The organism is Paenibacillus agaridevorans, from assembly GCF_018604145.1.
Taxonomy (GTDB): Bacteria; Bacillota; Bacilli; order Paenibacillales; family Paenibacillaceae; genus Pristimantibacillus; species Pristimantibacillus agaridevorans.
This window is the reverse complement of the sequence record NZ_CP075889.1, coordinates 5939328-5963689: the sequence shown is the minus strand read 5'-3', so window position 1 is coordinate 5963689 and position 24362 is coordinate 5939328. Positions and strand designations below refer to the sequence as shown.

Below are 24362 nucleotides of genomic sequence, written 5' to 3'. Positions count from 1 at the left end.
AAAAGTGCAGGACAGGGGTTCAAATCCCCTCGCCTCCACCAAACTATGAAAAACCCGACCTCGAGAGGTCGGGTTTTTGCTTTTCCTCCGTCTTATCTTCAGTATCAGTTCCACATGTTCGGTATATACGATCACCTTCTCTGCATAACAGCAGATGAGATTCTTGGTATGGACGGGTAATTAAATTATTTTACGCTGTTAGTTGATGGGTTGTTGAAACAGATATGTATCAATGAAGTGGACGTCGTGTATAATTAAGAAAAAGCTTAATGAGGTGGTGAGCATATGGGTTCGAATCCCTTTGATATTTTAATTAAAAATGATGATGGCAACATAGCCGTTATTGAAGTGAAAAATCGCAAAAATTTAAATACAGAGGATGCTAAGAAGGTAAGAAGAAACATTATGGTTCACCATAGCTTACAATCAAAGTATTTCGTATTAGTTTCGCAAGAGTTTGGTTATTTGTGGGACAATGAAAAATCCTATCAGTTGATGGATGACCCACTAATATCCTTTTCAATGCAAGACATTGTAAGTCGGTATTATAAACGGTTGAATACTCACGAGAATCGTCTTAGAGAAAATGAATTAGAAATGATTGTCACACAATGGATAAATGATCTAGTTAGAACTACAGAAGGATATAGTTTTACAACTGAAACAGAAAAAAAACTAGTTGAAGGCGGCTTTATAGAAACAATTCATGGTGCTACTGTTCTTTCAGAGGTGCGAACATGATTGTATATGTAGAATCTAACTTTATTCTTGAGTTAGTTCTTGCCCAGGAAGAATCAAACTCAGCTGATCAGATCCTTTGCCTTGCCGAACAAAATAGAATAAATCTAGTATTTCCATCGTTCTCAATAATGGAACCATTTTGGACGATACAAGGCCGAGGTAAGCAAAGAAAAAGTATCCAACAATCATTGAATAGGGAATTGGAACAGTTACAAAGATCAGTATATAATCAAGAGTTTGTTTCGGTATTCCAGCCGTTAACAAAGACAATAATTGATGTTGAAGTTAAAGAGATGGATATGTTGGAAAAAACTCTGAGTCGATTGTTGAAAGTTGGAGTAACGATTGATATTACCTCAGCTATTTTTGATGATTCTATTCATTACCAAGAAGAACTAGGATTATCACCGCAAGATGCCATTATCTATGCATCTATTATCGCTGACATTAATAGACAATCTTATGGGATAGAAAAAGTATTTGTCAGTCGAAACTGGAAGGACTTTGATCAAGAGGAGATTGTAGAAAAGCTACAGTCGAATCAGTGCAAATACCTACCCAATTTCCGTAATGCGATTGATTATATTCAATCACGTTTGTAGTTTAGTAGGAGTGTATGCTAGATTAGATTGTGGAGAATCAAGTAATAACCTGCTCGCGTGCTCTCGCTCTGTATCGCTCATGTACCGGGATGAGGGCCCAACTTTAGTGGGATACGCTGTCACATCTCCGCCTGGGGTGTGCTGAAGAAGACAATCAGGCTGACCTGAACGGAAGCTGGTTACGAAGCGTCTGCTCAGGTGACATCAAATTCGTGACTACACCCGTAGAAAGCCGTGTGGCGTGATCTTCGGACAGGGGTTCAAATCCCCTCGCCTCCACCAATATGAAAAACCCGACCTCATGCGGTCGGGCTTTTGTTTTGCCTACATATTGTAGACAATCGGTAGACATCGGAACGGAGTACTCAAATTATATATATGTTTTGTTGATTCATGCAGCAATAAGCATTTTTTCAAAACGCCGTATTTCTCTTTTTTTTGAAAAGAATTATAATGAGTTATTAAACCAACAAAAAAGAAGCCGTCGAGGGCTTCCGAAACTTCGCTCAATGGCAAGCTATTCGTCGAATTATTGCCCTGAGTTGTAAACGTATTCAAATCGCCAAGAAAAGGACTCAGAGGGAAGGGAAAGCATTGAAAAGTTTAGCTTCAAATTTGCATCAGATTTTCTTTAAGCATCTTGCTTCTTATATGATCCTGTTAATGCTGCCAGTTATAGTGTTGGGCGGGCTTATTAATTTGCATTTTATTAATAGTCTGGAAGATGAAATTCTTACGGCAAATCTTAATAAGCTGGATCAGGTGCGCAGCATAACAGATGATAAATTGCAGCAATTGTATAATATTAGCATGCAGATTTCCTTGCGGAGAGATCTTGGCTATTTTCATTTTACCGACGATCCGTTGAATGCTCTTAATGCTTCAAAAGAGTTGCGCAATTATTTGGTAACGGATCGATTTTTCTATGAGCTGTTCCTTTATCATCGCGGGGATGATTACATATATTCCTCTTCAAGCTCTATTCCGCTTCAATTGTTCGAAAAAAAATTATATCAATACGATTCATGGAGTTTTGAAGCGATCAAGAGTGAATTGAACTCATTAAAAAACCCTAAGGTACGAGCTGCCGAAGGATTGGTTTCTAACCAAGTGAAAAGCCGGGTCGTTACGTTTTTATATCCACTCTCGAGTGACGGCTTTACAGCCGATCGCACTTTAATGGTTCTGGTTTCTGAACAAGCGTTAACAGAGCTGTTGCGGGATGCTAATAATGAATATACAGGAAATACTTACGTGCTGGACAAAGAAAATCAAGTAGTTGCATCGCTGCTTTCTGACCCTGCCCTGGATATTACGGAACTGGTGAGTTCGTTCGGGGAGGATCGTTATTCCATTAACGATACAGTGGCACTTAATAATAATGCTTACCTTCTTTCCTATATAAAATCTGATCAAACAAATTGGAAATATATAACGATAGTGCCTAAGGAAGAAGCATTGCACAAAATTAATGACGCCAAACTTGTATTTCTGTATACAGCGGTTATTCTTCTCCTTTTTGGCGCATGTGTGATTTGGGCCTCGATACGGCTAAATTACAGCCCTATTTATAATTTAAAGAAGTATTCCGACATGTTATGGGGCGGAAGCAAAAATAACGGAAATGAGCTCGATGCTGTTAAGGAAGCGCTTGATTATTTAAGCCATCAAAACCGACAGTTAAATGTTCAATTGCTGGATCAGTCTGTTCTGGCGCAGGATTACTTTTTATTTAATCTTTTTAAAGGGACAAACATGTCAGAGGATCAGATTAAGAAGCAACAGCTGGAAGTCGGCTTACGATTAGATAAATCATCCTATCAAGTCGCCATTTTTTATTTTCATCTAAACGGGCAATCCGCCCTGAACTATGCAAAGATGAAAGCTCTATTGGAGGTAAGGGATTCTGAGTCCGTGCTAAGCTATGTCAGAGATGATCTAGACCAACAAAAGTTAATTATGCTAATCAATTTCGATCAAGAGGCTATTGTGGAAGCGAAAGAGTTGTTGGAGAGATCAAAGGAGCAGCTGCAGGCTTATAGCAACAGCTATATCACTATGGGAGTAAGTGGGATTTATGGTTCTCCAACAGCTATTCCGAAGTCTTATTTAGAAGCTATGTCGGCGATTGATTATCGACTAATTAAAGGGATTGGACAATCGATCTATTTTGAAGATAACCATTTAGGCGATCAACTGCTAGTTCTTAATTCGGCACAGATCGTGGAGAAGCTCGGTCATTATATTAAACAGAGTAATCAAGAACAAATCGAGTTGTTGTTGAACGATGTGATTATCAGTATCAAAAATAAACAATCGACATTATTTGCCGTGAGAATGGTTTGCTTCGATATTATTCATACAGCAGTAAGAGCATTTGATGAAATTAACAGATCCAGCCACTCCTTCAATGCAGCTTTGCCTAATGCGCTTCTTCTAAAGGAATTTGAAACGATTGATGAACTTGTGGAAATTGTTAAATCTATTAGCCGGGAAATTAGCGACCTGCTTGAAAGGCAAAATCAACAGAAAGAAGAAACTCCAGCCGAAAGTATGACCGCTTACATTCAAGAGAATTTTACGAACCCTGATTTCAGTGTTGTTTCAATGGCTGAGGTTTTTCAAATGTCGCAAGCCTACTTGAGTCAATATTATAAAGAGCAGACAGGATCCACGATATTGGAGTATGATACTTTTCTAAAGATGGAAAAAGCGAAGCAACTGTTAAGTTCTACAAAGCTTCCTCTTAAGGATGTCTCGTTAGAAGTAGGCTATTATAATGTGACCAGCTTTATCCGCAGGTTCAAGCAAGTGACTGGAGCAACTCCAGGAGAATATAGGAAGCAGAACAGCAAGTATATGTCTAGTTGAAAATCATGATTGGTAAGAGGGGGAGTGTATTCCCCTCTTATTTTTATTGCACCGCGCATGAGCCGCTCTATTTTGTGTGATATGCAAATTATTTTGGATATACAATTCGTAACTAACAGCCGGTAAATCGCTAGCGGGCGCAGGTTTAAGGGTGAATACTAATAAATTGCATGAGCTTGAGAAATTGTAAATTTACAAAATGATTGCCCCTCGGATATTGTGAAATGGAAAGGCAGGTATAGCTTGGATCTGCCGGAACAATGAAAACAGCAGAGGTGGAACATGGAAACGGTAAAGGAGAGAAGAGGAGTCCTTACAAAAGTTTTTAGAGATTATCAATTGTATGTTTTGGCTTTACCTGCAATCGCTTACTTACTCATCTTTCATTACATTCCGATTTATGGCGTACTGATGGCTTTTAAAAAATTTAACGCGGTATTGGGGATTTGGGGAAGCGAATGGGTGGCATTTGAACATTTCCAAAGATTTTTCAAATCGTATCAATTTTGGCCCATCATAAAAAACACGCTGATTTTAAGCGTATACCAATTGGCGGTAGGTTTTCCGATTCCGATTATTCTGGCGATGCTTCTTAATCAAACGAGAAATAAGCGCTTTAAGTCAATTGTGCAGACGGTTACTTATGCGCCGCATTTTATTTCGATAGTTGTACTTGTTGGTATGATTTTTATTTTCCTATCTCCGGGATCAGGTCTTGTAAACCATGTGATTGCCGCTTTCGGCGGTGAGAGAATGTTGTTTATGGGCGAACCTGCCTATTTCAAAACCATTTATGTGCTTTCTGGTGTGTGGCAAAATATGGGATGGTCGAGCATTATTTATTTGGCTGCGCTAGCTTCGATTAGTCCGGAGATGTATGAGGCAGCCAAGGTAGATGGAGCGAATAAATGGCAGCAGATTTTGAAAATCGATCTTCCGAGTATTATGCCTACAGCAACCATCTTGCTCATCCTTCAAGTCGGACAAATTATGAATGTTGGATTTCAGAAAGTGTTTCTGATGCAGACGCCATTAACCGCCGCATCGCAAGAAATTATTAGTACGTATGTTTATAAGATTGGTTTGATTCATTCCGATTTCAGCTATTCTACTGCAATTAATTTATTTAATTCTATTATTAATGTGGTCCTGCTTATTACTGTCAATCAAGTAGCAAGGCGCGCATCAAACACAAGCCTGTGGTAAAGGGTTGAAGGGGGGAAAACAGCAGTGAAGGCGATTAAGCTATCCAAAGGGGACCGAATCTTCGATGTTGTTAATTATGTAATATTAAGCATCATTTTATTGATCATTTTTTATCCGCTATATTTCATTTTTATTGCTTCATTTTCCGATCCAACATATGTGAACAACGGGAAAATGTTGTTGTGGCCTGTAGGGTGGATGACGTTGGGCTACGAGAAGGTGTTCCAATACAAGGATGTGTGGATCGGCTTCCGCAACACGATTTTATACGCGGTTTGCGGAACTTCATTGAACGTAGCATTGACAATGGGCATTGCTTATACATTGTCGCGCAGGAGCTTTGTTGGAAAAAAAGCGTTGATTGTATTTATTTTGATCCCTATGTTTTTTGGCGGCGGTCTAGTACCGACGTATTTGCTTGTGAAGGATCTTGGACTGTACAACACACCATTGATCATGATTATTATGGGAGCAGTAAGTATATTCAACGTGATTATCGCCCGTACCTTTATTCAGGTGTCCATTCCTGAGGAACTTTACGAGGCTGCTCAAATAGATGGCTGCAATCATTTCACCTACTTTTTTCGGATTATTCTACCTCTTTCCAGTTCTATCATCGCCGTATTGGTGTTGTATTACGGCGTTGATCATTGGAATGAGTTTTTCACAGCTCTTATTTATTTGAACGACAAAGATTTGTTTTCGCTGCAATTGGTCTTGCGAGGCATATTAATTGAAGGCGCTGTACAATCCGATCTTGTGGCAGGAGCTGAAGACGCTGTTCGCCGTCAGAGGGAAATGGAACAGCTTAAGTATGCTCTTATTATTATGACAAGCTTGCCTATGTTGATCGTATATCCTTTCCTTCAAAAATATTTTGTCAAAGGTGTTATGATCGGAGCGGTTAAAGCATGAAAGGTGTCCTATGAAATCGTCAAGTTGGCTATCTGGAATGTCTGCAGCGTTCCTTAGCATAGATTGATAAAAATTCAGGAGGGTTAGCAATGAAAATAAGTCAGAAGCTAGTGTTTTTGCTGGCAATCATGCTGCTTAGCAGTAATTTATTATCAGCATGTTCGAGCAACAACGGGGGAAAGACAAGCGGGGATAAGCCATCTTCATCACCGAGCGAGACTACAAACAACAAAGAGACAAATGAAAATGCAGTACCTAGGGAAGGACTGCCTCTATCAAAGGAACTGGAAGAGGTTAATATAGTTACAGTAGTTCTCGATGGGAAGCCTGCAAGCTCAGAAATCCTTTATTGGAAAGACATAGAAGCGGAGACGAATGTCCGCGTTAAGTTTCAAGATGTTGCTCAAAGTCAATGGAATGAGAAGAAAGGGCTGCTGTTCGCCAGCGATGAGCTGCCGGATGCCTTTGTAGGACATGCCATTTTAAGTGAAATTGATTTGTTGAATTATGGAGCACAAGGCCAGTTGATCCCGCTTGAAAAGTTAATTGAGGAGTATGCACCGAATTTGAATAAAGCGTTTGTGGAATACCCTGAGCTAAAGCAACAATTAACAGCTCCGGATGGACATATTTATAGTATCCCAACCTTCGATGATGGCGTTGTTCCGGAAGTAGGTTATCCACTATTCGTAAACAAACAATGGTTGGAGGATGTAGGCCTGGAGGTTCCGGTAACTACGGATGAATTCGAACAAATGCTGCTCGCATTTAAAGAGCAGAAAAAGACTGTTGAAGGATCGGCCGTTATCCCACTTACTACAGGTCCGGGCAATAACTTTTTCTCTCAGCTTTTCGGTGCTTTCGGTGTTATTGATTATTATCCAACAGGGTCCAATCAATTCGGTGCTCATATTTACAATAAAGACAACGAAGTATTCTATACGGCAGCAACTGAGGAATATAAAAACGCAATTAAATATTTCCATAGATTGTATTCCCAGGGTCTGATTGATAACGAGTCATTTACACAGGATGGAAGTGTTATGGGCTCCAAAATCAAAACAGTACCACGAATCGTAGGCGCATTTCAAGGCTGGCGCAGTACGGCTTGGGCAAATACAGCGGAAGAAGCTGGCGATTATATTGCTATAGGTCCGCTAAAGGGTCCGGACGGACATCAAATGTGGATGAGAAATCTAACAGGTCTAACAACGCATGGTTCTTTCGCCATTACTAAAGAAGCTGAAAAACCAGAGCTTCTCATGAGATGGGTAGATAACCTGCTTTCAGATGACAACAGTTTAAGAATGGCATTCTCCTATCGATTTGGAGATACGATCGAGAAGATGACGGACAACAAAATCAAAATCCTTCGAAATCTGGATTGGAATAACCCAAGCGAGAGTTTAACTGCTCCTTCAAGCTCATCGGGATTTAGCTTCATGACTAGGAGCAATGCAAATCGTTTTCTAGATATTCCATCTCATATGGTGGAAAAAAAGGGTTATGACAAACTATATGAAGGATATACGGTAAATCGATTCCCGAAATTTTTTGTTAGCCAAGAGGAATCCCAGAAGCTGGCTACAGTCGGCACCGATCTCAATACGTATGCCAACAGCATGTATGCCAAATGGATTGTTAAGGGCGGAATCGACGAGGATTGGGATGGCTACCTGAAGCAGCTTAAGGATATGGGGATGGATGAATACGTAGGTATTTATCAAACCGCATTCGATCGTTATAACAATGTGAAGTGATCATTCACGAATAAAGTGAATCTGGCTTAATAGGCAGGGGATTAGAAGATGGACTTTTAATCCCCTTTCTAGCGGTTACTGGATGTAATCTACGGGTCAATCTTGCTAATTTAGCTGAAGGAGGACAAAAATAATGAGTAGAACAACTAAAGTTGTAAGCGCTTTAATCATTATATTGTCAATATTTTTCGGATACCTTCCAGTAAGAAGTGAAATAGAAGCAGTGCACGCTGAATCTACTAGCGATTTTGATCAAATGAGATCGAAATGGAATGAAGTATTGACCGGGGGCGCATGGAACGATCCGAATGATCCGGATGTTAGTGCGATCATTGAAGCTCAATTATCCATCATAACGAATGATGAAGCTACTGGACATTGGGATACGATGAATAAAAATGCGGAACGGACGACTCTTTGGGAAGACCTGGCGAGTACGATTTCTTCACCTCAAATTACAAGCAGCTATAATCGAATTATGGCGATGTCAAGAGTTTACGGGACAATAGGTTCGACCTATTATAAGAATGCATCATTGCGAGAAGATATTATTGGAGCATTGGAATGGATGTATGCCAATCGCTATAACGAGCTATCGGCCTCCTATGATAACTGGTGGGACTGGGAACTGGGTATCCCGCTGGAACTGAACAATATAATGACGATCATGTTTGATGATCTGACGGAGGAGCAGGTCGAGAGATTCAGCCGTCCTGTTCTAAAATTTTCTCCCGACATTAAATACAATGATACGGGAGCAAACCGATTATGGCGTGTGTCCGTTCTTGGATTAAGCGGTGTATTGAATCAAAATGCAGCGCTTCTCATTAAAGCGCGTGATGGAATTAGCGATGTATTACTTTATGTGAATGATGGAGACGGATTTTATGAGGATGGCTCATTCATCCAGCATAACAAGCATCCGTATAATGGAGGGTATGGAAAGGCGTTGCTAGGCACCATTGCCAACATTATTTATTTGTTGAAGGATTCGGCATGGGAGGTTACAGATCCGAATATACAGAATGTGTATAGTTGGGTGACGGATTCGTTCGAGCCGCTCATCTACAACGGAGCATTAATGGACATGGTTCGAGGAAGAGAAATTTCACGTGAGTACGCGGAAAGTCATGTTGTTGGTCATCAGACGATTTCCGCCATTCTAATGCTCTCGAGGTCTGCTGATTCAGAAAATAAGCTAAGGTTTGAACGTATGGCTAAGAATTGGATAATAAACGATCACTATCGTGATTATATTAGCTACGCTAGTTTAAACGTTATAGGACAAGCCAAAGCTTTGCTCCAGAATAGTGATGTCCAGGCCAGGGACGAGTATGTTGTGAACAAGGCATTCTCATCTATGGATAGGGTCGTTCATCACCGTGAGGGATTTGCTGTTGGCTTAAGTTTATCCTCTAACCGAACCTATAAGTATGAGGCGCTTAACAATGAAAATTTGAAGAGCTGGTACACGTCGGATGGCATGACCTATTTATACAACGGAGATTTGTCGCAGTATAGCGACGGCTTCTGGGCCACGGTCAATCCCTATCGTCTTCCTGGCACGACTGTGGATACCCGTGAAAGAATTGCCGGTAATGCTTCCAATTATACTTCAAAAAACCAATGGGCAGGCGGAACTGTACTAGACGACGTATATGGAATTTCGGGCATGGAGCTTGATGCAGAAGGAAGCGATTTGAAGGCGAAAAAATCATGGTTCATGTTCGACGATGAAATTGTTGCATTAGGCGCGGGGATTTCCAGTAATGAAAACAGAACAATCGAAACCATAATTGAAAATAGGAAATTAAGCGGAACCGGGGATAATTTATTAACGGTAGACGGCGCAGTTAGGATGGTTAATACAGGTTCGCAGGAAACGATGAATGATACGTTATGGGCGCATTTATCCGGAGTGACAGCGAAATCGGATATCGGTTACTTCTTTCCTAATAGCGAAAAGGTTGAGGGCTTGAGAGAAGTGCGGACTGGGGCATGGTCCGATATAAATCAGTCCAAAGGTTCTTCCGATTTGATCACCAATCATTTTCTCAATTTATGGTTTGATCACGGTGTTAATCCGAATAACGCGGAGTATGCCTATGTATTATTGCCGAACAAGACTGCTGCACAGACAGAGGAATATAGTGAAAATCCGAACATTCAAATTGTCAAAAATACAGAAGAAGTTCAAGCGGTGCGCGAGAGTGATCTCGGAATATTGGGAGTTAACTTCTGGAATCCGGGCCGCGTGGAATATATAAAAAGTTATCAAGCCTCTTCTGTTATTGTCCAAGAAGATGCAGGGCAGCTCAGTGTGTCTGTGTCAGATCCTACGCATGCTCAAGATAAAGTAATTATTGAGCTCAGCAAGGCGGCGACGAATGTAATAAGCCAGGATCCGACGATTACGATCCTAGAGACCGCACCTATAAAATTTGCTGTTAATACTGCCGGCTCTATGGGGCGTTCGCATACGATTAAGCTTTCCTACGACCCTGAGCTTATGAATCCTGTGAAAAAACTGTATCCTGAAGCAGATGCTTATGTCGATAGTACTCAACCTGAATTAAACTTTGGCTCAGAAGCGTGGCTTGAAGTTGACGCTACCCGTGAATCATTGTTAAGATTCGGCCTTCCATCTCTAAATGAAGAAATAGATGCAGCGACATTAAACCTGCTAGCCATTTCAACGGGTTCGCCAAGCGAAGGTCAATTAAATGTCGTTCATGAAGTAATTCAAAATGATTGGATTGAAACAGGATCTGCAGGTGTTACCTGGAGCAATAAGCCACTGACCGGGAATGAGCTGGGAGTATTTACAGCCAACGAAACCGCGGATTGGGCAAGCTTGGATGTGACGAATTACATCCGTTCGCAACTTGATGAAAATCGTAAGGCAGGCTTTGCCATAAAGCAAAGTGCATCAGATTTGATTTCTAATATTTATAGCAAAGAAACGGATAATCCGGATAATCGGCCCTATTTATTCATCACATCCTATCTGTTCACAGGTGCACAGCTTGATCGGGTTGAGGCATCGCTAGAGGGTCCTAGCGTAATAAAGGTTGGAACAAGCACTAGGCTGATTATTGAGGGAAGGATGGAGGATGACACACTAGCGGATCTGACGGAAGGCGACATCACATATGTAAGCAGCCATCCCAATATAATATCGGTAGACAACCAAGGAAATATTGCCGCGATAAAAGCAGGCAGGAGCACAATAACGATTTCGGTTACGCTTGATGGCAGAATGATAACAACAGATGTATCGGTTGCGGCAACAGTTAATGGCCTGCGCACGATAGAGATTTTGGCAGAGGCTGACAGCTATGTGCACGAAAAGACGCCAGATACGAATTATGGAAGCGCTACAGGAGTTCCAGTCACAAATAGTCGTTCTCAAGCCCGTGAAGCCTACTTCAAATTTGACCTCAGTCAGATCGAAGGCGAGATTTACTCTGCGAAGCTGAAATTATGGGCCACAAACACGGATGGCAAAGGTGGAATGAAAGAAAACAAGGTGTATATAACAGACAATAGCTGGGAAGAAAACGCTATTACTTGGAACAACAAGCCTGCTGCAAGCTATTATGCTGGCTCGATACATGTTGATCCGGGCTGGAAATGGCAGGAAGCAGTTGTAACCTCCGCTATTGTCGATCAAATGGAATTAGATCGCAGGCCAAGCTTTGTAGTGCTTCAAGAAGGGGAAGCTCGCTTTATTAATATTTTTAGCAGAGAGAAGCCAAGTGAACAACCAAGACTAGTACTGCAAACATACGATACTCCTCCTGCTGAAGGAGCTGATAGAAGATTATCGGTAATTCATGCCACGGTGCCCGGAGCAACCGTGCTTAAAGTGGGGACGGGTACATCGCTGACCGTTAAAGGCGTGATGGAGGATCTTTCCATTACGGATCTGGCTGAAGCTGATATCATTTATAACAGCAGTAAACCAAGCGTAGTGACGATTGATACTCAAGGGAATATTTCGGCTGTGAAGACTGGGAAAAGTACGATTACAGTTACAGCTACACTTTACGAAATTACCAAAACAACGGATATAGTGATTATAGCAACGGCAGATGGGCTAAAAACAATAGAAGTATTACCAATCGCCGATAGTTATGTCGACTCCAACTTACCTAATCAAAATTACGGAAGCGCCGGAGGACTGCCTGTTACTAATAATAAGAATAGTATTCGGCAAGCTTATTTTAAGTTTGATCTATCCGGAGTCCAAGACGAGATATACGCCGCATCGTTTAAGCTGTGGGCTACGAACTCGGATGGCAAGGGCGGCGTGAAGGAAAATAAAGTGTATCAGACAAGCAATGACTGGACTGAGGATGAGATAACGTGGAGTAACAAGCCTGCAGCGGGCAGCTACATGGATTCATTGAATATCGATCCGGGTTGGAAGTGGCAGGAAGCCAACGTAAGCACCGGAATTGCAGGCCAAACAGGAGCGGGGCAGATCTTTAGCTTTGTTGTGCTGCAGGAAGGGGAGGCACGATATATTACAATTTACAGCAAGGAAAAGACAAGCGAACAACCACGTTTGGTTCTGCAAACCTATACTTTGGGGGAGGACGACGAGGAGTCCTAGACCTGAAGTGAAAGACTATTTTTTCCGGTTTTCGCCAATATCAATTGGGAGTTGTAGAGATGAATGAGAATGTGGATCATGCCGATAATTTGGCATTGGGAAAAACGACGGTTATCAACCAGGGCGGGACGCTTGAAACAACAGATGCAGCCTATATAACAGACGGCGACCCAACCACAATGTGGAGATCCTATTCTCCCGGAGAGCCTTCGGTATTAGCCGTAGATGTAACTTTGGATTTAGGCTCTCTGCAGCTATTCAATAAGATTGTCCTTACTGAATATAAACAGAAGGCTAATCAATTACTGGTAAGCATTTCAGATGACAATGCCAGTTGGAATGTGGTGCATAACGAAATTCTTCCGGCCTCTAGTAAGACCAATAGAGAGACAACGATTACCGTCGACAATCTTGCAGCCAGATATATAAAATTCTCCATTCCGGATGCGTTCTATGGATTCGGTATATATGAACTTGAAGTCTATAATATTTCTAGCTTATCAAGCATGATTGTTCGTACTGATCATTACGGCGGACCAGAAGTGAAAATGAATTTCCCGAAAAGAGATTTTCATCTGTATCTGCTTATAGGACAATCCAACATGGCTTCCAGAGCGCCTTTCGAACCCTGGGAAATCGCAGCTATGGATAGAACCTATTTATTTAACGGGCTCAATCAATGGGAAGCTTCCGGGGCGGGACTTATAGCCAATTATCCGGGTATCGATACCCTTCAAGGATTAAACAGATATTCTTCAGTAGAGGTTATGACGAAAACGAATGGATATAGTTTGGGCAGCTCTTTTGCACAAGCCATAACGGAACGATTTTCCGACATCGGTGTGGGCATTATTTCCAATGCAAGAGGCGGTACAAGTATGGCTGAATGGCAAAAAGGTAGCGGTACCGATCTTTACGAAGAAGCAGTAAGAAGAACGCTTTTGGCTATGGAGTCGGGTACGCTAAAGGGGGTTTTATGGCATCAAGGAGAATCAGACGTGCGTCATGTCAGTACGTATATGAGCAGTCTTAGTATGCTTATTACGAATCTGAGGGAAGATCTTGGCGTGCCGGACGTACCTCTTATAGTAGGACAGATTTTGCCTGGGAAGAGCGATTCTTTCAATACGATGCTAACAACCGTTGGTCAGCATATTGAACAATCCGAGTGGGTTTCAAGCAACGGCACTTCTTCTATAGGAGATGGAACACATTTTGATAATGCCAGTCAAAAGCTGCTCGGATTAAGGTATGCGGATAAGATGATCCCGCGATTATCCGGAATCGGTAAAAGAAGTACGCAGTGAAGCAAAAAAGCGCAAGTTCGCGGGGATAGAAGCCCCAGAACTTGCGCTTTTTATGTTGAATTCTAAGAGTCAAATCATCCACCATATTTATTCTTCTTCGGACTCATCCCAAACATATTGTGTTATTTTTCTACGCCTAGGGACTTTCTGTAAATGTTTCGCTATGGTATAACCGATGAGGTATGCGGAAGCGGAAGTGTTCCCATCAACTGTAAAAGGGATGATCGACGCATCTGCAACGATTAAATCGTTAACTCCATGCACTCGACCAAAGCGATCAACCACTCCGCCTTTGCTTAAAGGAGCCATTCGAAGTGAACCTTGTTGATGATGATTATGATCAAAATTTTCTTTAATAAAGCTTTCAAGTTTGGCATCGTCTTCGATTGTATCTATATCAGGCGACATTAGTTGATAGGATGAATCGATAAGGGATAACTCATGTGCAATATCTTTAATGTATGTTCGGTAAGTATTTTTAATGGCCTCCATATCTTCTGGATCCTGAAGGAATCCCTCATCCGCGAGAACGATTTGAAGGGGATCTTTCGTTTGGAGCCGGATGGTTCCACGACTTTTTGGTCGAAGGTAGATGATGGCTATAGTTAACTTGCCGTTAGAACCTAACCCGATCAATTGAACTGCGCGTCGATGCGGAGCAATTCCTGTTGGATCAGGCAAAAAGGCTCCTCCTGAATACAAAGCATTTGGATCGTTTAGTGGCAGGGCGCGATCGTTAGGATTTGCCGAGAAGGTGGCGAAATTAAGAGTGTGGTTTCTTAAGGAGTTGCCAACATTCCGATTATTAGAGACGACGGGAATGTTGGCCTTTCTCAGCGAATCAGCGGGTCCTATACCAGATAACAGTAAGAGTTGGGCGCTATTGATTCCGGCACTAATAATGACCTTCTTGCGCGCGTAGGCTCTTATACATTTGCCTTCCTGCATGAATTCTACTCCGATAGCACGCCTTTGGGAAAATAATATTCGGAGGCATGGTTGTATGAAATCGGATGGTTAGTTTGCGCCCATGAACTCCATGGCCGTTACGTGATACGACTTGAGGGGATAAGAAAGCGGTTGAAGCACTTTCTCGATTTCCGCTAAGCTTCTGATACAATTGCCAACGTGTGAAGGGACCTAGAGGAGTATGGGGATCATTGTAGTCAAGGATTCTTGGAAATCCAGTAGCTCTCTCTATCGCGGTAGTCAATTTTTCCGTCATCGAAGTTGCGCCTGCGAGTCTTCCTGTTGTCCATTCAAAGGGTCGATCTTCAAGCCCTTCTTGGGGGATTCCTTTGCCTTGCCAGAAATATTGGGCAGAATAGTTTTCCTCAAGCTCCGCTGCGGCTGTTGAATTTCTTATTTGCAATAACGGCGCCTGCTGGCCCCGTACCGACTACGATGTAGTCATAGGTCATTTTTTTATCCATTGAGCTCGCTCCCTGCATGATAATTAGGGTATTAGCCCGGAACGTATTGTTACTTTCTATATGCCTGAGTTGTCAGTTTTATCGTAGTTTTGTAATATGAATCACAAAAATGAAATGGTTATAGTGTTACTATGAGTTAGAAGTATGAACATGTATAAGCATTGGAGGGAATGGTGTGGTTAGAAAGAAGGTTGTCTCTCTAGCGAGTTTGCTAGTTTTCATGATTGGTATGGTATACATCGTAATTTTTAATAATTACAGCTCGGTTTCTGCTAATGTAGCTCCGTCACATATTTATGCGGTAGAAGACACCACAATTATTTATGAGGGTACCGGTGGATCGAAGATTATGTATGAGGATGGAAACCTCGGATATCTTGATGTTGGTTATCAAGGAACATTTGGCGCGCCTTTGGAGGTTCAAGTGTTGCTGAAATATAACTTACCTGAAATTCCAGAAGGGTACGAGGTAGAATCTGCCAATCTTTATTTCCCCATGATTGGAGGTAATATTCAAGGAGCGGCCAGCTTTTCATTGAAGGCTTCATCCAGCTTGAATCACAACTGGACTCAAGATGAGATAACTTCAGCTACTTTACCGTCTCCTATAGCGGGATCTACAATAGCTAGATCTGTAGCTGCGAATGCCCCAGCTATTAAGCCTGTTATTGGTCCCTTTGATTTTACAAGCTACGTGTCAGACGAAATTTACAAGTCTAATCCTCGAGCAACATTTATTTTATCAGCATTTACTGCTGAGCAAGCAGCAGCTGCGAATATAACATTTCTTGATCATTATATTCAATCAACTGAAACGCATAGGGGGGGGACTGAACGCCCTTATTTAATTATTACATATTCTGAGACTGTCAATATTGAGATAACAGGTGTAACGGATGGAGGTCTTTATAACTCAAATGTAACGCCTCATTTTAATGTTGGAACGGCGACTTTGAATGGAGCTCCTTTCACTAGTGGTACTATCATTACAAATGAAGGTACCTATACGTTAACGGTAGCGCAAGGCAACCAGACACAAACCATTCAATTTACAATAGACAAAACACCTCCAACCGCAACCGTTGTAATTAATAATGGAAGCTACTTCACAAATCATCAATATGTAGAGGTAAGGATTACACCAGATCCAGGCGTTAACGATATCGTTAGTATGAGGTATTCAGTTAATGAGTCTGCTATATCAACTACTCAATCCTACTATTCACAATTTTCAATTGGGGTGGGACTTGCAAATGGCGATAAATCGGTTAGAGTTCAGTTAATTGATGCAGCGGGCAATATTTCTCCACTCTATTTTTGGAATTTTTCATTGAATACAACAATACCTACAGGACATGTAACGATTAATAGTGGTGCTGCCTATACGACGGAACAAGAGGTAGATATCCTTATTACCCCCGATGCTAGTGCTAATGAAATTGTGACTATGCAATTTTCAACAGACAATAATAATTGGTCTTCAGCAGAAGGCTATAACCCGAGCAAAGGATATACATTGCCGCCAGGTGATGGAGATAAGACGGTTTATGTACGACTTGTTGATCGCTTTGGCAACATCGGTATACTTGAGGAAAGTATCTTGTTGGATATGACTCCTCCAACAGCTTCAGTTCTAATTAATAACGGAGACTCTTACACGAATCATACAAATGTAGCCGTTCATATAACTCCAGATGCAGGTGTGAACGATATCGCATTTATTACATACACCATTAACGGCTTAACACCAACGACAATTGCCTATACGAACAGCTTTACTATTCATGTAGGCAACACGAATGAAGAGAAAGTGATTGCCGTTACGCTAATGGATGGTGCAGAACACATATCTCCAGAGTATAGCGCAACCGTAACGTTGGATACGGTACCTCCGACAGGAACAGTTACCATTAATGGAGGAGCTGCGTTTGCAACAGAAGCAGAAGTCACGCTTGGATTCACGCTGGGAGCAGATGTAACGGATGTCGCAGCTGTTCAGTTTTCTAATGACAATTTGACATGGTCAACGGAGCAAGCGTACAGTCCAAGCATGAGCTACACACTGCCGATAGGCGATGGCAGCAAGACGATCTATGTTCGATTCATTGATCGCGCGGGCAATATTGGAACGGCACAGGCTTGTATTGTACTGGACACCGTAGCGCCAACGGGTCAACTGATCATTAATAATAATGAGCTATACTCCAATTCGCTTGAGCTTCAGCTCACACTATCAACACCTGATTCTAGTGAACTAGCGGGAGTTCAGTTCTCAACTGATGGAACGGCTTGGTCGGCACTTGAAGCCTATACGAACACAAAGCAGTGGCTTGTACCAGGCAATGGTGCAGTTACGATTTATGTTAAGTTTATTGATGAGGCCGGAAATGCGTATTCGACATTCAGCTCCATTTATGTAGACACTGTAAAACCAATCGTCTCTGTTGCTATTGAAGACGGGGAAGTGTATACCTTCAGTGATATTGTAGATGTAACGATAACTGCATCTGATCCAGGCAGGGAGCAGGAAACGGTTACGCTTGCGATGGAGCTGTCTCACGATGGTTTGAACTGGTTACCTGCGGAAAGCTATACTCAAAGTAAACAGTGGACGGTAAGCAATGGATTCGGTGCAAAACGTGTCTACGCTCGAGTTATAGATGAAGCTGGTAATGTTTCAGATATCGCAAGTGCCGTTATTCATTATCGATCCATTCCTCAGTTGAATAATAATACCGTAAATACGACGGAGGATAAGCAGTATTCATTTGTACGCCCGGATTTCACCTATACAAATAGCGATAACATTGAGCTCGATTCTTATACGCTTCTCACGCTGCCAGAGCATGGTGTGCTTTTGCTGGAGGAAGAAGAGGTTGAAGCAGGAGCGGTTGTGACAGCCGATCAGCTGAACAATCTAGTATATGTTCCACTATTAAATTGGTCTGGAGTTGAACAGCTTGAATGGCATGCTAGCGCAGATGGTGTTGCAGCAGCAACGAATGCAATTGTTACTATTCAGGTTGCAGCAGTAAATGATGAGCCGGTTGCAGAAGATTTTATATTAACCCAAACAAACTTTAGTCCGGCAAAAGGAAACCTTGTTGCAACGGATATTGAAGGAGATTCACTAACGTACCATATTGTCGATTCACCAGCAGAAGGTCAGGTTGTACTGGATGAACATACAGGAGCGTTTACCTTTACACTGGATCGAAATCTCAATGGCAGCTATACATTCACTTATCGTGCATTTGATGGTACGGACTATTCAAATCTCGCTACTGTAACGATCAAGTATACGGTGAGTACGTCCGCTCCAGCTAATCCATCTACACCAGTCGCGCCAGCTTCAGGAAATGTAATGCTTCAGCTTGGGGAAGATGGACTTGAAGTTGCGTTTACAGGTCAAATTCATATTGAAGGAAGCTCCATTGACATATATTTGACCGAGGAGCAGCTTACTCAGTTAGGTAAAGCAAACGAGAATCAACCAGTGGATTTGCGTTTCTCGGAATCATACTCCAATGCCCAGCTAATTATAGCTAATCAAGCCCTGCATATGCTTGCGACTAATGGTAATCGTTTATTGCTTACTACGTCAGGCTTACAATTTATGTTGAGCAACCAAGAGCTGAAGCAAATGCTCACAACGAATTACGATAGCTATGTGATCGGTATAGAAAAAACATCAGGTGAGCTTCTTGCACATGCACAAGAGCAAGCAAGAAATGGAGCCTATCAATTAATCGGAGTGCCTATAACGTTTAAATTATTTGCTCAGAGTGAAGGAGTTCATACACGGCAATTAGAAGAGCTTGGCACAATTGTACTAAGCTCCACTAATTCTAATCCAATACCAACAGCCGTATTAAAGTTTCTATCCCGTGGGAAGCCAAGTCCAATATTGGCAACCATGATGATTGATGATCAAAGCTATCAGATTCAGGTATCGCAATATGGATCGGGTACGTATACGGTCGTTCATAAGCAGCCAGCATTTACTGACGTTTCGGGCTGGTCGGTTCCTGCAATTGAGCAATTAGCCTCCATGCTTATACTCAATGGTGTGAACGAAACAACCTTTGAACCGAAACGTGCGATTACAAGAGCGGAGATTGCGAGCTTGATCAGCAAGGCTTTGGGACTTGTGAAGACATCTGGAAGCGTGATGTATACCGATGTTGCTGTAGAAGCATGGTATTATGAAGCAATAGCTGCAGTGGCAGAGCTTGGCTTCATGAATGGATATCCAGATGGTTCTTATCGACCGGCACAGCCAATTACAAGGGAAGAAGCTATCGTAATTGTAGCAAGAGTGTTCGGCTACCTTGGGTCAAGTCACACATTATCCGCTTCTGATGTTGAAAGCATTCTTAGTGGATATAGCGATCAAGCGCAAATTAGCAGCTGGTCACGAGAACATATTGCATTAGCAGTAGCAGAAGGTATGATTATGGGCGATAACGGAAAGCTATCTGTAAAGGATCAGATTACAAGAGAGCAAATTGCGGTAATTATGGTTCGATTGTTAGAGCGTGCAGAGATGATATAATTAGCTATATGGAGCAAAACCCGAGAATAAACTGAAACTCCAGCTGTTAGATGATGTCTAACAATGGAATGCAGTTGATTATCGGGTTTTTATTGTGGATCAATTACACGTTAAGACGATTACAAAGTTTCTTTGTTATAATGAAGTATATAACCCCCTGAAGGGGAAGGGTGAACAAAAGCAATTGTGTAATATAATACATGTACATTGGCAGGTGAGTCAGAATGAGTGAAAAATTTTGGTTGGTGGTGCAATATCCTCTGAAAAGCGCAAAAGGCAGCCAACGTGACATCTGGTTAAGAGATAAAGTGACGGAGTACTTGGACATATCTCTTGCTGATGCTAACTTAGGTTGTGTTGATGGCTTCGATATGGGTAAATGCATTTCCGACCCGAAAAAATATGCTCTAAATATATTTTGTATCATTACCGAAGAAGAACGGAGTATAGCCTTGGTAAAAAAAGTTTTAAGAGAAAGCAGGCTTGATTATACTCGGATAAAAATTGCTACAATGCCCTATGGAGAATTAGGAACATATACGCTGAAATATGCCTATAAAAAGGGTGTTACCGATTTTTCGCTATAGCAGGGTTGTGTGTTTCATCAACGCTAAAGCCAAATAAAAAGGAGCAGAAGTGATGTTTGAAATAAAATCAGATCGTTTGCGTGTTGAGATTGCGCACCCGAACGAAGTACCCAATATAACTACGCGTTTCGACCGTGCGGGATTTATAACCGAAATCGTGCTTGATGGGGTGCATCGTTTCTGCGCCTCGGAGCCTAATAATCTCTCCCATCCGTCTTCCGGCGGACGTGGACTTTGCAGCGAATATGTTTTCGATGTCAGCGCAGAGGCAAAGATAGGCGAGCCTTTCCCAAAATTCGGCGTCGGTCTTTTAAATAAGTTCGAAGACGCGCCGTACAAGTTCTGGGAAAGATACGATGCCGAGCCGTACAACATTCGTGTCGAGGAAAGTAAGGACGGCGCCAGATTCATAACGGAACCGCGACTTTGTATGGGTTACGCAATAAGCCAAAAAAAAGATATATTGGTTAAGGATAATAGGCTCATCATGCAAATCACGGTTAAGAACGAGGGAGAAAAGCCGGTAAGCATCCGCGAATATTGCCATAATTTTCTTACCATAAATTCTATGGCCCTTGGGCCGGATTACAAGATACGAATGGATTCAATCAAAGACATGGGGAAAGACGTGCTAAACGGGCATATAAAAGGTGATGGATATGGATTTACCTTTGCGCAATATTCGCCTTCACCTGCCTCTGTAAAGGTACCGCTGGAAGAGATACAAATAGGCAACCCCCAAATATTCGAATGGTCGATGATAAATGAAGCCTCCGGCGCCCGTGTGGACGTAAAGGACGAGATTGATATCTGCGGCATGACGATGTGGTGCGCAGATCATATAGTAAGCGTAGAAGCTTTTCATAAGCTGGAGCTTGCGCCGGGTCAAAGTAATACATGGCAGCGCACCTGGATTTTTGACAACATATGAAGCACTGTAAAGAAAGCATAAACGGCCTTATTGCGCCCCTTTAATGAAGCCACCAGACTATCGGGATGAATAGGATGGAAATGACGATCCCGGTTATTCCCATCGCAAGGCCTGCGTAACTGCCAGCTTGCTCGTTATCGCGCATCAGGCGCGAGGTCCCAATGCCATGTGACGCGGTGCCAATGGCAAGTCCAAGAGGTATGGCGCCATCCAATCGCAGCAGTCGCAATAATGGCGGTCCTAGCATACTGCCGGTCAGTCCGGTCAACACGGTCAAGACGGCTGCTAACTCAGGCGGTTTGCCGAGGCTGCGCGAAAGCTCGACGGAAATGGCGGAGGTGGCCGATTTTGAGAGAGAAGCGATTAACAGGTCCCAGCTCCCGCCAAAAGTGAAAACTAGAAACCAAGAGGAAGCGATGCCGACGGCACTGCCAACCGTAATGGAGCCGACGATACGAATAAAATGTTCGCGTATCTCGTAACGTCGTTTATAGAGGGGCACCGCAAGCGCTACTGTCGCAGGCCCGAGAAAGAACGTGATGATATCGCCGCCTTTGGCGTAAGATTCATAAGGGATATCAGCGAGGATGAGCAGCAGGATGGTTCCACCTGAAGTAAGGAATAAGGGGTGAAGCCACAACCATCGGCGCTGCAAGTGCAAGGACAATACATAGAATCCTACCGTCACAGTAACGCCAAAAACCGGGGAAGACAACAATGAATCGAGCGCATTCATTCCTTTTCCCTTCTTTCAGGCCAAAATTTTGCCGTGAGCGCAGTAGCGAGCACGACTGATAATGTTCCAAACAACAAGGACATGACTAGAGCAGACCATTCCTTCTGGAATAATGGGAAGAAAACCATTGCGCCAACAATGAGGGGGGCAAAGAAAAGCATCATATTTTTAAGCAGCCACACAGATACGTTTTCCACTGATTCCAGCTTTACCCATCCAAACGCAAGCGAGAGAAACAGGAGAAGAAGCCCGATCACGTTTCCAGGAAGCGGGACGCCGGCAAGCCGTTCCAAAATTGTACCTAATAACAAGAAGAAAAATAAAATGGCTATTGCACGCATATGACCATCATCTCCAAATGAAATTGTTCCGTATGATGAACCATGTTTTATTACGGATCCATAATATCGCTTACGTTCAATCAACTTTAGCACCATAAGAACGCGAGAACAAAACAGATTGTTCCCTATCCATTCGAACACCCTTTAGAGCAAATGCTTTGAAATCGATACCATCCATTGTAGCGCCACGGATGTCAGCCCCCTGTAATTTCGCGTTTGATAACATCGCTCTAGTAAAATCACATTCCCTCAGATCCGTTTTTTCTAGATTTGCTTCAGAGAGATCCGCCTCGTAAAAACGAATCCTGCGTAAATCCTGTCTTGTTAATCTGGCATGTCTAAGGTTTGTGTAAGACCAGTCTCCTTGAAGAATCGTGATCCCATCCATATTTGAGTTTGAAAAGTCCGACCCTGTCATTTTGCAATTTTCAAATTTTGAAACAAAGAGATTTGCTTGACTAAAGTTACAGTTCTCAAAAGCGGATTCCGTATGAATGGAGCCATTTAGTGATGCCCCTTGAAATTTGCACTCAATGAAGCGGCAGTTTTTCGTCATTATCTCCTCTAATGCCCCGTTAGAAAAATGACAACGTGTGAAAATACAACTAACCAATTCTCCATACCTCAGATCTTGGCTGCTAAAATTAACTCCTTCATATTTTTCATTACTATATTGAAACATAATAACGCCTCCCGAGTATCGATTATCGAATAATCATTCCCATAAGTCCCACAAAAGTCGAGGCCTGATGACTAGCAATCATACATCCATCTAAATCTTGAAGCTCTACGCTTAATTCGTCAAAGGTACAATCGCTAAGATCGACGCCCATTAACTTTGATCCGATCATATAAGCCTGATCAATATGACAACGAGTAAAAAATATTTTTTGAAAAGTAGAATTATAATAGTCGGCGCTTATTAATGAACAATCTTCAAAACCCGCCTGTTTAAATGTAGCGAAGCGAAAATTCGAAAAGTCGCCCAAACAGTCCAGAAAACGGACATTTTGAAATCTGCTTTGAGAGAAGCTTGTACCAATGAGCTTGCAATTTCTAAATTCAATACGATGCATAAATGAACTTGAAAAATTAACATTCGAAAAATCGCAATTCTCGAAAACAATATCTGTGAGTTCGATTTGCTCCAACGAAGACTCCGTAATGGTTACGTTTCTAAAAATCATTTTATCCATGGAAACCCTGATTGCATCCTGAGATTCAATTGTTGTATTTTCAATAACTGCATTGCTGATCTCATCTTTTGATTCTAATGAGTGAATGGATCTTGTTTCGAGTAACTCAACTAGGATTTTAGGTTGCTCAATTTTAAATTTCACATTATCCCCCATCTTTCATCGTCTGATAGATCATTAGTCGGATAGTTATATAAAGAAGAACATATGTACTATAGTACACTTGTGTAGATTAAATAGGAAGAATCAATTATCCACGATAACGAAAAAGGAGCTTTGTCACTGCAAAGGGGCAAGTTCCTTTTTGCGTTTCACCGCAATTTCCAACTTGACTGAACGATAAAACAAAATATAGGCATTTTAATCAGTAACAAGTGCGGAGATCCATTCATATGTTGTCATTAAAATTGGCGGAACTCATTGGGGAGGTTGGTCCTGATCTTATTCCAGTGCGAGGTTATGCTGCCAGCAATATAAAAAATGGAGGCAAGAATATGACTAATTTCCAAAATGATTTATCGAATTTAAGTGTTTCCCCAATTACGGCCAGCGAGGCGACTCCT

At 42.0% G+C, this 24362-nt stretch carries 15 protein-coding genes, 1 other RNA gene and 1 pseudogene; 12 read left to right on the top strand and 5 right to left on the bottom strand.

Translation table 11 applies throughout. The features are described from left to right. Positions 1–285 precede the first annotated feature (285 nt). From KJW29_RS23815 to KJW29_RS23775, 9 genes are all read left to right on the top strand, one after another. Entirely contained in the window at positions 286–741 is a 456-nt protein-coding gene (locus KJW29_RS23815) for a hypothetical protein (protein WP_214626503.1), read from the top strand. Continuing rightward, positions 738–1343 carry a PIN domain-containing protein gene (locus KJW29_RS36895; protein WP_425517449.1) on the top strand — a complete coding sequence of 202 codons (606 nt, stop codon included), beginning with the start codon at positions 738–740 and terminating at the stop codon, positions 1341–1343. The genes KJW29_RS23815 and KJW29_RS36895 overlap by 4 nt, the downstream gene beginning before the upstream one ends. Beyond that, positions 1337–1614: a transfer-messenger RNA gene (ssrA, locus tag KJW29_RS23805) on the top strand. The genes KJW29_RS36895 and ssrA overlap by 7 nt, the downstream gene beginning before the upstream one ends. A 323-nt stretch (positions 1615–1937) precedes the next feature. Then, complete coding sequence (locus KJW29_RS23800) at positions 1938–4214, top strand: helix-turn-helix domain-containing protein (protein ID WP_214626502.1); 2277 nt, start codon at positions 1938–1940, stop codon at positions 4212–4214. A 282-nt stretch (positions 4215–4496) separates the two neighbouring features. Beyond that, positions 4497–5420, top strand: a complete 924-nt coding sequence (locus KJW29_RS23795; RefSeq protein WP_214626501.1) for an ABC transporter permease — start codon at positions 4497–4499, stop codon at positions 5418–5420. A 33-nt stretch (positions 5421–5453) separates the two neighbouring features. Further along, positions 5454–6335, top strand: coding sequence for a carbohydrate ABC transporter permease (locus KJW29_RS23790; RefSeq protein ID WP_214631288.1), 882 nt, complete (start codon positions 5454–5456; stop codon positions 6333–6335). Positions 6336–6424: 89 nt separating this feature from the next. Beyond that, positions 6425–8095 (top strand): extracellular solute-binding protein, encoded by a 1671-nt coding sequence (locus KJW29_RS23785; RefSeq protein WP_214626500.1) that lies wholly within the window; start codon positions 6425–6427, stop codon positions 8093–8095. A gap of 133 nt (positions 8096–8228) precedes the next feature. After that, positions 8229–12713: a CBM96 family carbohydrate-binding protein gene (locus KJW29_RS23780; RefSeq protein WP_214626499.1), complete on the top strand. Its 4485-nt coding sequence runs from the start codon at positions 8229–8231 to the stop codon at positions 12711–12713. A 59-nt stretch (positions 12714–12772) separates the two neighbouring features. Then, positions 12773–14020 carry a sialate O-acetylesterase gene (locus tag KJW29_RS23775; RefSeq protein ID WP_214626498.1) on the top strand — a complete coding sequence of 416 codons (1248 nt, stop codon included), beginning with the start codon at positions 12773–12775 and terminating at the stop codon, positions 14018–14020. A gap of 87 nt (positions 14021–14107) precedes the next feature. Here KJW29_RS23775 and KJW29_RS23770 read toward each other — a convergent pair. After that, positions 14108–15453 (bottom strand): annotated as a pseudogene (locus KJW29_RS23770) (GMC oxidoreductase). A gap of 175 nt (positions 15454–15628) precedes the next feature. Between KJW29_RS23770 and KJW29_RS23765 the strand changes: the two are divergent. The 3 genes from KJW29_RS23765 to KJW29_RS23755 all read left to right on the top strand — a co-directional run bounded on the left by KJW29_RS23765 (position 15629) and on the right by KJW29_RS23755 (position 21526). Then, complete coding sequence (locus KJW29_RS23765; protein ID WP_214626497.1) at positions 15629–20008, top strand: S-layer homology domain-containing protein; 4380 nt, start codon at positions 15629–15631, stop codon at positions 20006–20008. 224 nt (positions 20009–20232) lie between these two features. Then, on the top strand, positions 20233–20595 hold the full coding sequence (locus KJW29_RS23760) for a hypothetical protein (protein WP_214626496.1): 363 nt from the start codon (positions 20233–20235) through the stop codon (positions 20593–20595). Between the two features lie 52 nt (positions 20596–20647). Then, positions 20648–21526 (top strand): hypothetical protein, encoded by an 879-nt coding sequence (locus KJW29_RS23755; protein ID WP_214626495.1) that lies wholly within the window; start codon positions 20648–20650, stop codon positions 21524–21526. 40 nt (positions 21527–21566) lie between these two features. Here the strand turns inward: KJW29_RS23755 and KJW29_RS23750 are convergent, their stop codons facing one another. The 4 genes from KJW29_RS23750 to KJW29_RS23735 all read right to left on the bottom strand — a co-directional run bounded on the left by KJW29_RS23750 (position 21567) and on the right by KJW29_RS23735 (position 23943). After that, entirely contained in the window at positions 21567–22262 is a 696-nt protein-coding gene (locus tag KJW29_RS23750) for an LrgB family protein (protein WP_214626494.1), read from the bottom strand. Continuing rightward, positions 22259–22603, bottom strand: coding sequence for a CidA/LrgA family protein (locus tag KJW29_RS23745; RefSeq protein WP_214626493.1), 345 nt, complete (start codon positions 22601–22603; stop codon positions 22259–22261). The genes KJW29_RS23750 and KJW29_RS23745 overlap by 4 nt, the downstream gene beginning before the upstream one ends. A 76-nt stretch (positions 22604–22679) precedes the next feature. Next, entirely contained in the window at positions 22680–23285 is a 606-nt protein-coding gene (locus KJW29_RS23740) for a pentapeptide repeat-containing protein (protein ID WP_214626492.1), read from the bottom strand. A 22-nt stretch (positions 23286–23307) separates the two neighbouring features. Next, positions 23308–23943: a pentapeptide repeat-containing protein gene (locus KJW29_RS23735; protein WP_214626491.1), complete on the bottom strand. Its 636-nt coding sequence runs from the start codon at positions 23941–23943 to the stop codon at positions 23308–23310. Between the last annotated feature and the right edge of the window lie 419 nt (positions 23944–24362).